The sequence below is a fragment of the Pseudacidovorax intermedius genome (genome assembly GCF_001476815.1).
GTDB lineage: Bacteria > Pseudomonadota > Gammaproteobacteria > Burkholderiales > Burkholderiaceae_C > Xenophilus > Xenophilus intermedius_A.
In genome coordinates this window covers 1-14,427 of sequence record NZ_LDSL01000115.1, presented here as the reverse complement: position 1 = coordinate 14,427, position 14,427 = coordinate 1, and the positions used below count along the sequence as shown (strand labels likewise).

Here is a 14,427-nt window from a genome sequence, read left to right as displayed (position 1 = left end):
ATCTACTACTACTTCGGCAGCAAGGAAGGCCTGTACCTGGCCGTGCTGGAGGAGTCGTACCGCCAGGTGCGCGAGATCGAGGCCGACCTGCGCCTGGACGACCTGGAACCCGAGGCCGCGCTGCGCCGTCTGGTGGCCTTCACCTTCGACCACCACCTGCAGCACGAGAACTTCATCCGCCTGGTGATGAGCGAGAACATCCTGCGCGGCCAGTACATCGCGGCCTCGCGCAGCATCCAGGACCTCAACGTGCCGGCCATCGCCGCCATCGAGCGGCTGTATGCCCGGGGCCTGGCCAGCGGCGTGTTCCGGCCCGGGCTGGACGCCGTGGACATCCATGCCTCCATCTCGGCGCTGAGCTTCTTCAACGTCTCCAACCGCCACACCTTCGGCGCGCTGTTCAAGCTGGACACGGCCGCCACCGCCTACATCGCCCATCGCCGCGACAGCGTGATCGACATGGTGGTGCGCTTCCTGCGCGCGCCCTGAACGCCGGCCCGCGGTCTGCGGGTTTGTCCCGGCGTCAAAACTAACCAGTTCGTACAAACTCCGCCTCCACTTGGAGGAAGCAACGATGTGGGGGAAAAGTCTGGACGGCCTGTGCCGTCTGCTGTCCGCCGCCATGGTGGTGTGCCTGGCGCTGATGGTGGTGATGGTGTTCGGCAACGTGGTGCTGCGCTACGGCTTCAACAGCGGCCTGACGCTGTCGGAGGAGCTCTCGCGCTGGCTCTTCGTGTGGATGACCTTCCTGGGTGCGCTGGTGGCGCTGCGCTCCCACCAGCACCTGGGCACCGACACGCTGGTGTCGCGCCTGCCGCGCGTGGGCAAGAAGCTCTGCCTGGGTGCGAGCCACCTGCTCATGCTGGGGCTGTGCGGGCTGATGCTGCGCGGCTCCTGGCAGCAGATGTGGATCAACTGGGAGACCACGAGCGCCGTCATGGAGGTGTCCATGGCCTGGTTCTATGCCGCCGGCGTGTTCTTCGCCGCGCTGGCGCTGGTCTTCGTCGCCACCGAGTTCCTGATGCTGGTCACGGGCCGCCTGGCCGAGGCCCAGCTCGTCGGCGTGACCGACTCCGAGGACGCGCCGCACGGCGCGCCCGCCCAACCCGCACGCTGAGAGGCCGGCCTTGACCATCGCGATCTTCCTCGGCGCCCTGCTCGGCGCCATGGCCCTGGGCGTGCCCATCGCCTTCTCGCTGCTGGCCTGCGGCGCGGCGTTGATGTGGCACATGGACATGTTCGACGCCCAGATCCTGGCGCAGAACACGCTGGAAGGCGCCAACAGCTTCCCGCTGCTGGCCGTGCCCTTCTTCATGCTGGCCGGCGAGATCATGAATGCCGGCGGCCTGTCGCGCCGCATCGTCAACTTCGCGATGACGCTGGTGGGCCACGTGCGCGGCGGCCTGGGCTACGTGGGCATCATGGCGGCCATCATCATGGCCTCGCTGTCGGGCTCGGCCGTGGCCGATGCGGCGGCGCTGGCCGCCCTGCTGCTGCCCATGATGAGCCGCGCCGGCTACGACAAGGCGCGTTCGGCGGGCCTGCTGTCGGCCGCCTCGATCATCGCGCCGATCATTCCGCCCTCCATCGGCTTCGTGGTCTTCGGCGTGGCGGCCAACGTGTCCATCTCCAAGCTCTTCATGGCCGGCATCGTGCCCGGCCTGATGCTGGGCGCGGCGCTGTGGGTCACCTGGTGGTGGCTGGTGCGCAAGGAGAAGATCGAGCCCGCGCCGCGCGCCAGCCGCGCCGAGGTGCTCACGTCCCTCAAGGACGCCACCTTCGCGCTGGTGCTGCCGGTCATCGTCATCGTCGGCCTGAAGTTCGGTGTCTTCACGCCCACCGAGGCGGCCGTGGTGGCCGCGGTGTACGCGCTCTTCGTGTCCACCGTGATCTACAAGGAACTCAAGCTGTCGCAGCTCTACGGCCTGTTCGAGGCCGCGGCGCGCACCACCGCCGTCATCATGTTCCTGGTGGCCGCCGCCATGGTGTCGGCCTGGATGATCACCGTGGCCAACCTGCCGGCCGAGCTGGTGGCCGTGCTGCAGCCGCTGCTGGACCGGCCCATCGTGCTGATGGTGGTGATCATGGTCATCACCATGCTGGTGGGCACGGCCATGGACATGACGCCCACCATCCTGATCCTCACGCCGGTGTTCATGCCCATCGTCAAGGCCGCCGGCATCGACCCGGTGTACTTCGGCGTGCTGTTCATCATCAACAACGCCATCGGCCTGATCACGCCGCCGGTGGGCACGGTGCTCAGCACCGTGGCCGGCGTGGGCAAGGTCAGCATGGACGAGGTCACCAAGGGCGTGTGGCCCTTCATGGTGGCCCAGTTCGCCGTGATGTTCCTGATGGTGTTCTTTCCCTCGCTGGTGATCGTGCCGGCGCGCTGGTTCGCCGGCTGAACGGCCCTTCAACTCTTTTTCGACCCCGACCCGTGGAGACAGGCAAGATGAAACGACTCGTCCTCAAGACCCTGGTGGCCGCCGTGGCCCTGGCCGCCGCCGGCATGGCGCCCGCGCAGACGCGCACCATCAAGTTCGCCAACCAGAACACCAAGGGCCATCCCATCGTGCTGGGCATGGACAAGTTCGCCGAGCTGGTGGACAAGAAGTCCGGCGGCCGGCTGAAGGTGCAGGTCTTCCCCGGCGGCGTGCTGGGCAGCGACCAGGCCAACGTGTCCGCCCTGCAGGGCGGCACGCTGGAGATGGCGTCGATGAACTCGGGCATCTTCTCCAGCCTGGTGAAGGACTTCGCCATCTACGACTTCCCCTTCCTCTTCGGCAACCCGCGCGAGGCCGATGCGGTGGTGGACGGCCCCTTCGGCCAGAACCTGCACAAGAAGCTGGAGGACAAGGGCCTGGTCGGCCTGGCGTACTACGAGCTGGGCTTTCGCCAGCTCACCAACAGCAAGCGGCCGATCCAGAAGGTGGAGGACATCGCGGGCCTCAAGCTGCGCGTGATCCCCAGCCCGATCAACGTGGACTGGGTCAAGGCCCTGGGCGCCAATCCGACGCCGCTGCCCTTCCCCGAGCTGTATGCCGCGCTGGAGCAGAAGGCGGTGGACGGCCAGGAGAACCCGGTGGCCACCATCAAGGGCGCCAAGCTCTACGAGGTGCAGAAGTACATGACGCTGACCAACCACCAGTACAACCCGCAGTCGGTGGTCATCAGCAAGAAGTTCTGGGAGCAGCTGCCGCCGGCCGACCAGAAGATCCTGAAGGACGCCGCGGTCGAGTCGGCCCAGTACGAGCGCACGCAGTCGCGCGCCATGCTGCAAAGCGGCCTGGAGGACCTGAAGAAGGGCGGCATGGAAGTGAACGAGTTGTCCGCCGCCGAGGTGACCAAGCTGCGCGAGAAGATGAAGCCGGTGATCGACAAGCATGCGGCCACCGTCGGCGAAGGCACGGTGCAGGCCATGATGGCCGAGCTGGCCAAGCTGCGGAAGTGACGCGAACCCGCGGGGCCCGGCGTGGCCCTGCCGACGAAGGCGGCCCGCGGGCCGCCTTCTGTCTTTCTATGATGCCGCCCCATGGCCACGCTTTACGACCTCGCCCTCCACGCCATCCGCAAGCATTGGGCGGAACACGACAACGCCTATCCGCAGAAGCTGCTGCTGACGCCTGCGCAGTACGACGAACTGATCCAGGCCCGGCGCAACGGCCGCATCGCCATCAACATGGGCGACGAGGGGCTGGACAAGGAGCGCTTCATGGGCGTGCCGCTGGCGCAGAGCGATGCCACGCGCGGCGTGCTGGTGGCGGCCGACGGGCGCGAGTGGCCGCTGGCCGGCGGTTGAAGTCAGGGCGCGCATCGCGCATCACGCATCACGCATCACGAGCGCGGCTCGGTGCATCAACAACCGTTCGGGCTGAGCCTGTCGAAGCCGGGACGCGCGTCATCCTGCGCGCCGTTCACCCTTCGACCGGCTCAGGGCGAACGGATGGCGCGGCTGTCCCGGCGCCGGTTCAGCCCGCCGCCGCCGCTGACGCCGCCACCGGCGCCTGCGCCATCAGCCGCTCCAGCACCTCGATGCGGTGCCGGTGCGGCGTGGTGATGGCATAGAAGCGCTCCTGCAGCGCGTCCGAGCGGGCCACGATGACCAGCGCGCCGGTGCGCAGCTCGTCCTGCACCACCACCTCGGGCAGCACCGTCAGCCAGCCGCTGTCGCGCGCGATCAGGCGCAGCATGGCCATGTCGTCCACCTCGGCGCGCAGGCGCGGCGCCACGCCGGCCGAGGCGCACAGGCCGTCGAACTGGCCGCGCAGCGCATGGCGCGGGCCGGGCAGGGCGATCTCCAGCCCGTCCAGGTCCTCGGGAATGCGCAGCGGCCGGCCCTGCCAGCGGCTGGCGGGGCCCACCAGCGAAATCGACTGGCTGCCCAGCAGCCGGCAGTGCAGCGGCCGGTCGGGGTCGGCCGGTACCGTCTCGGTGGCCAGCACCACGTCCAGCTGGTGCTGCACCAGGCGCTCGACCAGGCCTTCGAGCAGGCCCGACTCCAGCGTCAGCACCACCGCCGGGTCGGCCAGCAGCGGGCGCAGCCAGTTCTCCTGGTAGTTGCGCGACAGCGTGGCCACCGCGCCCACGCGCAGGCGCGTCACGCCGGCGCTGCGGCCCTGCAGCCGGCCCAGCATCTCCTGCCCCAGGCCGAAGATGTTCTGGGCATAGGCCAGCACCAGCTGGCCGGTGTCGGTCAGCACCAGGCGCCGGCCTTCGCGCGTGAACAGCGCCTCGCCCAGCCGGTCTTCCAGCTGGCGGACCTGCGCCGACACGGCCGACTGGGAGGTGTGCAGTTCCTCGGCGGCCCGGGTCAGGTGGCCCAGCGTGGCCACGCGCCAGAAATAGAACAGGTGGTGGAAGTTGAGCTGCTCCAGCTGCATCGTTCTTTTTTGAAGATGAATTGGTTCTTATCAATGTAATTTACAGAACGAAAGCCGCCAAGCATCATCGCGCCCAGTTTTGTTTCGGAGGGTTCGCGATGGACGTCGCACACATCCCGGGGCCGGCCCTGTCGCTGCTGCCGCCCCTTGCCATGGGCCTCGCCGCGGCGCTCGCCCTGCCGCGCCGCACGACCGTCGCCGCCGGCTGGCGGCGTTTCCAGGTGCTGTGCGGCCTGGCGTTCGCGGCCACGGTGCTGGCGCTTCTTGCCGGCCCGGTGCGCCTGCAGGGCGTGCCCGGCCTGCAGCCCACGGTGTTCGGCCTGGTGCTGGCGCTGCTGGTGCAGGGCCTGGGCCTGGTCATCGCCGCCTTCTCGGCCCGCTACCTGGAAGGCGAGGCCGGCCAGCGCCGCTATGCCGCCGCACTCGGCGTGGTGCTCGCGGCCGTGCACCTGCTGCTGATGGCCGACCACTGGCTGGTGCTGATCGGCGCCTGGGCCGCGGTCGGCGCCGCCCTGCAGCGGCTGCTGTGCTTCTACCCCGACCGGCCCTTCGCGCTGCTGGCCGCGCACAAGAAGCGCATCGCCGACCGTGCGGCCGACGGGCTGCTGCTGCTCGCCGCGGGCCTGGCCTGGCACGAGGTGGGCAGCGGCTCGCTGTCGGCGCTGTGGGCGCACCTGGCGCAGCAGGGCCCGTCGGCGCCGCTGCAGTGGGCGGCCGTAGCCCTGGTGCTGGCGGTGGTGCTGCGCACGGCGCTGCTGCCGGTGCATGGCTGGCTGATCCAGGTGATGGAGGCGCCGACGCCGGTGTCGGCCCTGCTGCATGCGGGCGTGGTCAACCTGGGTGGCTTCGTGCTGATCCGCTTCGCGCCGCTGCTCGATGCGGCGGCGCCCGCCCGCTGGCTGCTGCTGGGCTTCGGCCTGGCCACCGCGGTGCTGGCGGGGCTGGTCATGCTCACGCGCATCAGCATCAAGGTGCGGCTGGCCTGGTCCACCGTGGCGCAGATGGGCTTCATGCTGCTGGAGTGCGCCGTGGGCCTCTACACGCTGGCGGCGCTGCACCTCCTTGGCCATTCGCTCTACAAGGCGCATGCCTTCCTGTCGGCCTCGGGCGTGGTGCGCGAGGCGCGGCGGCAGGCGCTGCATGCGCCCGCCGTGCCGCAGCCGTTCAGCCTGCCGCTGGCGCCGGTGCTGGGCATCGGCACCGTGTTGCTGGTCCTGGCGGCCGTCGGCGGGCCGGCCTGGCCGCTGTGGTGGAGCGCCCTGCTGGGCCTGGCCTGGGCGCCGATGCTGTGGTTGCCCGCCGCCGGCGGGCGCCTGCGCGGTCTGCTGTGGGGCCTGCTGATGATCGCGGGCCTGACGCTGGCCGTGCGCCTCGTGCATGCGCTGCCGCTGGGCCTGCACGACGCACCGCAGGCCCTGCAGGGTGCGGTCGCGCTGCTGGGCATGGCGCTGCTCTACGTGGCGCTGGCCGCGCTGCAGTGGCGGCCCCAGGCGCTGGCGCGTGCGCGCCGGTGGAGCTATGCCGGCTTCTATGTCGACGAGGTCTACACCCGACTGGCCCTGCGCCTGTGGCCCGCGCACTGGATGCCCGAGGCCCGTCGCCGCACGCAGGCCGGTGGCGCGCCCGCCGCCCTCGCCGACGCGGCGCAGTGAAGGCCGCACGCCTGATCCGACCCCCCGCAAGGAGAACGCCATGACCGACGTCCTGACTCCCCCACGCCCCGATCCGGCGACGCTGCACACCGGCGACGGCGCGCGCCCCCGCGCTGCCGAGCTGCACGCCGGGCGCATCGACGCCGCCTGCCGCCAAGCCTGCGCGGCCATCGCCCCTGCCTGGCCGCTGGACCGCGCCATCGCCGTCAACCCGCACTGGTCGCGCATCGGCATGCCGGTGCGCCGCGTGGCCGCGCGCATGGCGGTGCTGGGCGGCATCCACGTCTTCCCGTCGCGCGCGCGGCAGGCCGAGGCGTGGGCCGAAGGCCGCATCACGCCGGCCGACCTGCAACAGGCCCTGCGGCAGTCGAACGACGTTGCTCTCACGCCCGAGGCCTGCGTGGCGGCGCTGGCCCAGCCCCTGCCGGTGCAGCCATTGCCGCTGCTGATCGACGTGCTCGACAACGACCCGCAGCGCCACACCCGGCTGGCCTGGCGGCAGGCCATCACGCACCAGGTGAGCCAGACCTGCGCCGCCTGGTTCGACACGCAGCAGGCCGACTGGCAGCCCGCGCGCGGCGACGGCCTCTATGCCTTCTGGCGCGAGACGCTGCAGCACGACCACGGCATCGGCCTGCTCATGGGCCTGCCGGACATCGGCCGCAGCGTCGACGCGCTGCCGCCCACCGCGCGCGAGGCCGAACGGTGGGTGATCGCGCGGCTGGGCCTGCCGCCCGCCGTGTGGGCGGATTACCTCGAAGCGGTGCTGCTCACCGTCAATGGCTGGGCCTCGTGGTGTGCCTACCTGGGCTGGCAGGCGCGGCTGGCGGGCGCCGACGATCCGCACCTGCGCGAGCTGCTGGCCATCCGCCTGGCCTGGGGCGCGCTGCTGCTGGACGGCAAGGACGACCAGGCCGCGCGGCAGGCCTTCGCGGCCGTGCAGCGCGCGTGGGGCCGGGCGCCCGAGGTGCTGGCCCAGGCCGAGCATGAACTGCGCGTGGACGAGGTCTGGCAGGCGGCGCTGGAGGCCGGCTACCAGCGCGGCCTGGCGGCGTCTCTGTGCGGCCGTGCGGCATCGCCGATGGCACCCGCTGCAGCGGCGCCCGAGGTGCAGGCCACCTTCTGCATCGACGTGCGCAGCGAGCCGCTGCGCCGCGCGCTCGAGGCCGCCTGCCCCGGCATGCAGACCCTGGGCGTGGCCGGCTTCTTCGGCCTGCCGCTGGCCTACACGCCGCTGGGCACGGCCGCGCAAAGGCCGCAACTGCCGGGCCTGCTGGCGCCCAGCCTCGCCGTGGGCGACGTGCTGCTGCCGGCCGACACGCGCGACGGCCGGGCCGATCCGCGGCTGCAGCGGCAGGCCGAGCAGGCCCGCCAGCAGTGCTTCGCGCTGGCCGACCGGTGGCATGCCGCCGGCCGCTGGCCCGGCGCCGCCTTCTCCTTCGTCGAGGCCGCGGGCCTGGGCTACCTGGGCCGGCTGGGCCGCTGGCTGCGGCCCGAGGCGCAGGCACGCGCACGCGACGACCTCGACGGCCTGCCCCTGCGCTACCGCGCCGTGTGCCGGCCGCAACTGCTCGGCCTGGACGCACCGGCGCGCGTGTCGCTGGCGGCGCGCGTGCTGCAGTCCATGGGTCTGGCGCGGGGCCTCGCACCGCTGGTGCTGCTGGTCGGCCATGGCAGCCAGTCGGTCAACAACGCCCATGCGGCGGCCCTGGACTGCGGCGCCTGCTGCGGCCAGACCGGCGAGGTCAACGCCCGCAGCCTGGCGCAGCTGCTCAACGACACCGCGGTGCGGCAGGGCCTCAAGGCGCAGGGCATCGAGGTGCCCGCGGCCACGGTGTTCGTCGCGGCCCTGCACAACACGTCCACCGACGAGATCGAGGCCTTCGACCTCGACCGCCTGCCGCCCGCGGCGATGGCCCGCTGGAACGCGCTGCAGCCCGTCTTGGCGCGCGCGGCCGACCAGGTGCGCCGCGAGCGCGCGCCCCGCCTGGGCCTGGATCCGCAGGCAGCGGCCGAGGTGCTGCACCGCCAGCTGCGGCGCCGCGCCAACGACGGTGCGCAGACGCGGCCCGAATGGGGCCTGGCGGGCAATGCCGCCTTCCTGATCGCGCCGCGCCACCGCAGCCAGGGCGTGGACCTGGGCGGCCGCGCCTTCCTGCACGACTACGACGCCGCGCAGGATCCGCACGGCCAGCTGCTGACCCAGCTGATGACCGCGCCCATGCTGGTCACGCACTGGATCAACTGGCAGTACCACGCCTCCACCTGCGATCCCGCGCGGCTGGGCAGCGGCAACAAGCTGCTGCACAACGTGGTGGGCGGCACGCTGGGCGTCTTCGAAGGCAATGGCGGCGACCTGCGCATCGGCCTGTCGCGCCAGTCGCTGCACGACGGCGCGCGCTGGATGCACGAGCCGCTGCGGCTCACGGTCGTCATCGATGCGCCGCAGGCCGCCATCGAGGCCGTGATTGCCGGCCATGCCGTGGTGCGCGACCTGCTGGCCAACGGCTGGCTGCACCTGTGGCGTTTCGAAGGCCAGGCGCTGCAGCGCTGGACCGGGGGCCGGTGGCAGGCATTGGCCTGAACATACGGGCCGACAAAAGAAAAGGGGCCCGCCGTAAAGCGGGCCCCAAGACAGTCCGGGTGTGGAGGGGAAGCAAGAGTCGGAGAAGATCGGACTGCCGAGAACGAAGTATGTCGGGGTGCCCTGAGTGGCACCTGACGGTCCGCACGCAAAGGTAACGGACCGTTCGCAGCCTTCGTTACTTGGGCAGCAGCACCTTGTCGACGACGTGGATCACGCCATTGGACTGGTAGACGTCGGCGATGGTCACGTCGGCCGAGCCGCCCTTCTCGTCGGTGATCTTCACGGTGTTGCCGCTGCGCGTGGCCTTGAGGCTGCCGCCGGCGGCGGTCTTGAGCATGGCCTGGCCCTTGCCGTCGTCGATCATCTTGACCAGCGCGGCCGAGTCCACCTTGCCGGGCACCACGTGGTAGGTCAGGATGGTCGTCAGCTGGCCCTTGTTCTCGGGCTTGAGCAGCGTGTCCACGGTGCCGGCGGGCAGGGCGGCGAAGGCCGCGTTGGTGGGCGCGAACACGGTGAAGGGACCCGGGCCCTTGAGGGTGTCGACCAGGCCGGCGGCCTTGACGGCGGCGACCAGCGTGGTGTGGTCCTTGGAGTTGACGGCGTTGTCGATGATGTCCTTGGTGGCGTACATGGGCGCACCGCCCACCATGACCTGGGCCGAGGCACCGATGGCGGCACCGCCGAGCGCGAAGGCGGTGAGGGTGGCGGCGAGGATGCGGGTGGTCTTCTTCGAGAAAGTCATGCGAGGCTCCTGAGGATGTTGTGCCGCCGGATATGCGGCAGGCACTTCAGATACGGCGGGTGCCGTCGCATGGATGGGATCGGCCTGCGCGGTGCCGGGGTATGCATCCGGCGCGCGGGCGCTTGCGTAGCGGGCGCCGGCCCGGGCGCCCGCACCTTGTCAGAGCGTCTTCTCGATCAGCGGACCCGTGAACAGCACCGGCCCGGTGGGCCCGCGGTCGCCGGGCACGCCGCCCTTGGGCTCCAGGCTGATGGCCAGGGCGGGCGCCTGCTGCAGTTCCTGCGTGCTGGCCGCCAGGCGCATGCCGGCGGGCTGATCGATCACGCCCAGCGACTGGGGCGTGCGGCCGGGCGGCAAGGCCCACAGCTGCAGCGAACGGTCGGCGGCCACGGTGAAGTCGCCCACGCGCTGCAGCGTGAGCTGGCGGCGCCGCGCATCGAAGGTGACCAGCACCTCGGGCGCCGAGCGGTCGTTGGCCAGCACGGCCACGTAGCGCACCTGCTGGCCGTTCTGGGCCTGTTGCCAGAACTGCAGGCCGATCACGCCCGCCAGCAGCGTCGCCGCCAGGCCCGCTACCGACGCGCCGCGCCACAGCGCCAGACTGCCCCACCAGCCACCCGCGCGCACCGGCGCGATGGGTGCGGCGGCCGGCGGTGCGGCGCGTTGCGCGGCCAGGCGGGTGGCGTCCAGGTCGGCATCGACCAGGTTGCGGATGCGCGTCCAGACGGCGGCGGGCGGCTCGATGGCCGGTGCAAGTTCGGCGAAGGCGCCCAGGCGTTCGCGCCACAGCAGGGCGCTGGCGCGCACCGCGGGCTGCTCGCGCGCGATGGCCTCGAAACGGCGGCGGGCGCCGCCGCGCAGGGTGCCCAGCGCGTGGGCGGCCGAGAGCAGGGCGAGCAGGCGGTCGTTGGCGGCGATGTTCATGCGAGGCTCCTCGACGGGGGCAGGGCGGCGCCGCGGGCGCCCTTCGGCAGGGCCGGACGGGCGCTCATGCCGCGCGCTCCATGCAGCCGCGCAGCCGTTCCAGCCCGCGGCGGATCCAGGTCTTGATGGTGCCCAGCGGCTGGGCCAGGCGCGTGGCCAGTTCGCTGTGGCTCAGGTCGCGCAGGTAGGCCAGCGACAGCGCCTCGCGCTGGGCGGACGGCAACTGCTGCAGGCACTGGTGCAGCAGCCAGGCCTGCTCGCTGGCATCGGCCAGTTCCTGCGGACCGGGCTCGGCGGCGGGCAGGGTGTCGGCGAGGGTTTCGCTGAATTCCTGCGTCACGTCGCTGCCCTGGCTGGTCTGGCGGCGCAGCAGGTCGAGCGCGCGGCTGCGCACGATGAGCGACATCCAGGCCATCGGCGGGCTGAGCGTGGCGCGGTAGTCGGGCGCGGCGCGCCAGATGGTCAGGAAGGCCTCCTGCAGCACGTCTTCGGCCCATTCGTGCTGGCGCACCACCCGCATTGCCAGGCCGAACAGGCGGGCGGAGGTGCGGGCATACAGCTGCTGCAGGGCTGCGGCGTCGCGGCGGGCGATGCGGTCGAGCAGGCCCAGAAGCTCGTCGTCGGGCGTCGTGGCGGAAGGCATTGCGGGATTGTGCGGGAGCGCGGGCCATCCAGCGGGTACGCGCGCGACGCGGTGGCGGATTCCGCCGTGCAAGTCCTTCAAGTTTTGCCGGGCATGCATCCACCCGCGCCCGTCAGCCGTAGTTCAGATGCCGGCAAGGCAGCAGGGACGGGTCGCGGAGGGCGGCCGCCGAGAGCCGCCGGCATCTCTGTTCGTCTTCAACCCCGACTGCCCATCGAAAGGAGCAATTCATGCGCATGACCATCCCCCTGACCGCCGCGGCCGCCGCCGTCCTGCTGTCCGCCTGTGCCACCGCCCCCATGCCGGCACCGTTCTCGCAGGCCGGCCTGCCCGCACCGGTGCAGGTGCCGGCGGGCCAGCGCGTGGCGCTGGAGACCGTGGGCGCCGGCACCATCACCTACGAATGCCGCGTCAAGGCCGGCACGACCGGCGAGTACGAATGGTTCTTCGCCGGCCCGGATGCCCGCCTCAGCGACCGCAGCGGCAAGGCCATCGGCCGCTACTACGGCCCGCCCGCCACCTGGGAGAGCATGGACGGCTCCAAGGTCACGGCCACGCAGGTTGCCGTGGCGCCCGCCGGCCCGGGCAACATCCCGCTGCAGCTGGTCAAGGCCAACCCCGCCACGGGCATGGGCGGCATGCAGGGCGTGAGCTACATCCAGCGCGTCGCCACCCGCGGCGGCGTGGCTCCGATGGCCCCCTGCGCCCAGCCCAACCTGGGCCAGAAGCAGGTCGTGAACTACCAGGCCGACTACATCTTCTACAAGCCGGCGATGTAAGCCACAGGCGCTGTGCGGTCCCTGACGACAGGGGGCCGACGCGGCGCCAGGCCTGCCTGCGCAGGCGTGGACATATGCGCAGGGCCGCCGCATATCGCGGCCGCCCTGTGCGCCGGGACGGCATGGGCCTGCGGTCGTGCGCTCTGTCCGACAAGCCACCGCGCCTTTGTGGCCGCGGTCCCGGCATGGTCATGGGGTAAAACCCGAGCAGGCACTCCAGCCCTCGGCTCCCCATGTCACAACCCCCCCATCCGTCGTCCTCTTTCGGCCCCCTCGACGTGCACCTGCTGCGCGAGGGCAGCCACGCCCGGCTCTACGAACGCTTCGGTGCGCACCCGGACGGATCGGGCGCCTTCCGCTTCGCCGTCTGGGCCCCCAACGCGACCCGCGTCGCGGTGATCGGGGACTGGAACGGCTGGAACGACGAGGCCGACGCCATGCAGCCGCGCGCGGATGGCAGCGGCGTATGGGAGGCCGCGGGCATCCCCGCCCAGCCGGGCCAGGCCTACAAGTACCGCATCTGGGGGCCGGATGGCCGCTACGTCGGCGAGAAGGCCGACCCCTTCGCCTTCAGCGCCGAACTGGCGCCGGCCACCGCCTCCCGCGTCTGGGCCGGGAGCCACGAATGGCGCGACGGCGAATGGATGAAGACCCGCGCCGCGCGCAACGCGCTCGACGCGCCCATGAGCATCTACGAGCTGCACCTGGGTTCCTGGCGCCGGCGCGACGGCCAGTTCATGAACTACCGCGAGATCGCGTCCGCGCTCGCGGAGTACATGGGCTGGATGGGCTTCACCCACGTGGAGCTGATGCCGATCACCGAGCACCCGTTCTACGGCTCCTGGGGCTACCAGACCACCGGCTACTTCGCCGCCACCGGCCGCTACGGCTCGCCGGAGGACTTCATGGCCTTCGTCGACCACCTGCACCAGCATGGCATCGGCGTGATCCTGGACTGGGTGCCCTCGCACTTTCCGACCGACGCGCACGGCCTGGCGCTGTTCGACGGCACGCACCTGTACGAGCATGCGGACCCGCGCCAGGGCTTCCACCCGGAGTGGAACTCGGCCATCTTCAACTACGGCCGCAACGAGGTGCGCGCCTTCCTCATCTCGTCGGCGCTCTTCTGGCTGGACCGCTTCCACATCGACGGCCTGCGCGTGGACGCCGTGGCGTCGATGCTGTACCTGGACTATGCGCGCCAGGCCGGCGAATGGGTGCCCAACGTGCACGGCGGGCGCGAGAACCTGGAGGCCGTGGGCTTCCTGCGGGACCTGAACCGCGCCGTCTACCGCGAGTATCCCGACGCCTTCACCGTGGCCGAGGAGTCCACGTCCTGGCCGCACGTGTCGCGGCCCATCGAGATGGGTGGGCTGGGCTTCGGCATGAAGTGGAACATGGGCTGGATGCACGACACGCTCGACTACGTGCACGACGACCCGGTCTACCGCCGCTACCACCATCACCGGCTCACCTTCTCGCTGGTCTATGCCTTCAGCGAGAACTTCGTGCTGCCGCTCTCGCACGACGAGGTGGTCTACGGCAAGGGCTCGCTCATCGGCAAGATGCCCGGCGACGAATGGCAGCAGTTCGCCAACCTGCGTGCGCTCTTCGGCTACATGTGGGCCCATCCGGGCAAGAAGCTGCTGTTCATGGGCGGCGAATTCGCCCAGCGGCGCGAATGGACCCACGAGGGCGAGCTGGAATGGTGGGTCAGCGACCAGTGGGACCACCGCGGCGTGCAGAAGCTGGTGCGCCAGCTCAACCGCGTGATGCGTGAAGAGCCGGCCCTGCACCAGCTCGATTTCGACAATGCCGGCTTCCAGTGGCTGGAGGCCGACGACAGCGAACGCAGCACCTACATCTTCCTTCGCAAGCCGAAGGGCGGCAGCCCGCCGGTGCTGGTGCTGTGCAACATGACGCCGGTGCCGCGGCCCGGCCTGCGCGTAGGCGTGCCGACGGCCGGCACCTGGACGGAACTCATCAACACCGACGCCACGGAATTCGACGGCAGCGGCTGGGGCAATCTGGGCGGCGTGCAGAGCGTGCCCGTGCCCTCGCATGGCCAGCCGCAGTCGCTGGTGCTGGCGCTGCCGCCGTTGTCCACGCTGTACTTGCGCGCGCCCGTTGCTGCGGCAGCCGTCGCCGCACCCGCGGCGGCCGAGCCGGCCGCGCTGCCGGCGCCTGCCGAGGCGTCGGCAGCGGCGCCCGCCGCGA

At 71.3% G+C, this 14,427-nt stretch carries 13 protein-coding genes; 9 read left to right on the top strand and 4 right to left on the bottom strand.

Going from position 1 to position 14,427, the window contains the following annotated elements; all coding sequences use genetic code 11:
- From NS331_RS17445 to NS331_RS17425, 5 genes are all read left to right on the top strand, one after another.
- A partial coding sequence (locus tag NS331_RS17445) for a TetR/AcrR family transcriptional regulator (protein WP_058643236.1) occupies window positions 1-489 on the top strand: 489 nt, incomplete at its 5' end.
- Window positions 490-574: 85 nt separating this feature from the next.
- Entirely contained in the window at window positions 575-1,117 is a 543-nt protein-coding gene (locus NS331_RS17440; protein ID WP_058643235.1) for a TRAP transporter small permease, read from the top strand.
- 10 nt (window positions 1,118-1,127) lie between these two features.
- Window positions 1,128-2,408: a TRAP transporter large permease subunit gene (locus tag NS331_RS17435; RefSeq protein WP_058643234.1), complete on the top strand. Its 1,281-nt coding sequence runs from the start codon at window positions 1,128-1,130 to the stop codon at window positions 2,406-2,408.
- 47 nt (window positions 2,409-2,455) lie between these two features.
- The gene (locus NS331_RS17430; protein ID WP_058643233.1) at window positions 2,456-3,454 is read left to right on the top strand and encodes a TRAP transporter substrate-binding protein; all 999 of its coding nucleotides are present in this window, start codon (window positions 2,456-2,458) and stop codon (window positions 3,452-3,454) included.
- Between the two features lie 81 nt (window positions 3,455-3,535).
- Window positions 3,536-3,802 carry a hypothetical protein gene (locus NS331_RS17425; RefSeq protein ID WP_058643232.1) on the top strand — a complete coding sequence of 89 codons (267 nt, stop codon included), beginning with the start codon at window positions 3,536-3,538 and terminating at the stop codon, window positions 3,800-3,802.
- 169 nt (window positions 3,803-3,971) lie between these two features.
- On the opposite strand, the gene NS331_RS17420 is transcribed toward NS331_RS17425, so the two are convergent.
- On the bottom strand, window positions 3,972-4,883 hold the full coding sequence (locus NS331_RS17420) for a LysR family transcriptional regulator (protein WP_058643231.1): 912 nt from the start codon (window positions 4,881-4,883) through the stop codon (window positions 3,972-3,974).
- A 98-nt stretch (window positions 4,884-4,981) separates the two neighbouring features.
- On the opposite strand from NS331_RS17420, the gene NS331_RS17415 reads away from it, so the two are divergent.
- Complete coding sequence (locus tag NS331_RS17415) at window positions 4,982-6,535, top strand: NADH-quinone oxidoreductase subunit L (protein WP_058643230.1); 1,554 nt, start codon at window positions 4,982-4,984, stop codon at window positions 6,533-6,535.
- A gap of 40 nt (window positions 6,536-6,575) precedes the next feature.
- A complete protein-coding gene (locus NS331_RS17410) occupies window positions 6,576-9,119 on the top strand; it encodes a YbcC family protein (protein WP_082702578.1) in 2,544 nt (847 codons plus the stop codon).
- Window positions 9,120-9,297: 178 nt separating this feature from the next.
- On the opposite strand, the gene NS331_RS17405 is transcribed toward NS331_RS17410, so the two are convergent.
- The 3 genes from NS331_RS17405 to NS331_RS17395 form a co-directional block, all read right to left on the bottom strand.
- On the bottom strand, window positions 9,298-9,864 hold the full coding sequence (locus NS331_RS17405) for a fasciclin domain-containing protein (protein WP_058643229.1): 567 nt from the start codon (window positions 9,862-9,864) through the stop codon (window positions 9,298-9,300).
- A gap of 159 nt (window positions 9,865-10,023) precedes the next feature.
- On the bottom strand, window positions 10,024-10,788 hold the full coding sequence (locus NS331_RS17400) for an anti-sigma factor (protein WP_058643228.1): 765 nt from the start codon (window positions 10,786-10,788) through the stop codon (window positions 10,024-10,026).
- Between the two features lie 64 nt (window positions 10,789-10,852).
- Window positions 10,853-11,431 carry an RNA polymerase sigma factor gene (locus NS331_RS17395; protein WP_058643227.1) on the bottom strand — a complete coding sequence of 193 codons (579 nt, stop codon included), beginning with the start codon at window positions 11,429-11,431 and terminating at the stop codon, window positions 10,853-10,855.
- Window positions 11,432-11,661: 230 nt separating this feature from the next.
- Here NS331_RS17395 and NS331_RS17390 point away from each other — a divergent pair, with 230 nt between their 5' ends.
- Window positions 11,662-12,210, top strand: coding sequence for a DUF3455 domain-containing protein (locus NS331_RS17390; RefSeq protein WP_058643226.1), 549 nt, complete (start codon window positions 11,662-11,664; stop codon window positions 12,208-12,210).
- Between the two features lie 233 nt (window positions 12,211-12,443).
- On the top strand, window positions 12,444-14,427 hold a 1,984-nt coding region (glgB, locus tag NS331_RS17385; RefSeq protein WP_153012908.1), incomplete at its 3' end, for a 1,4-alpha-glucan branching protein GlgB.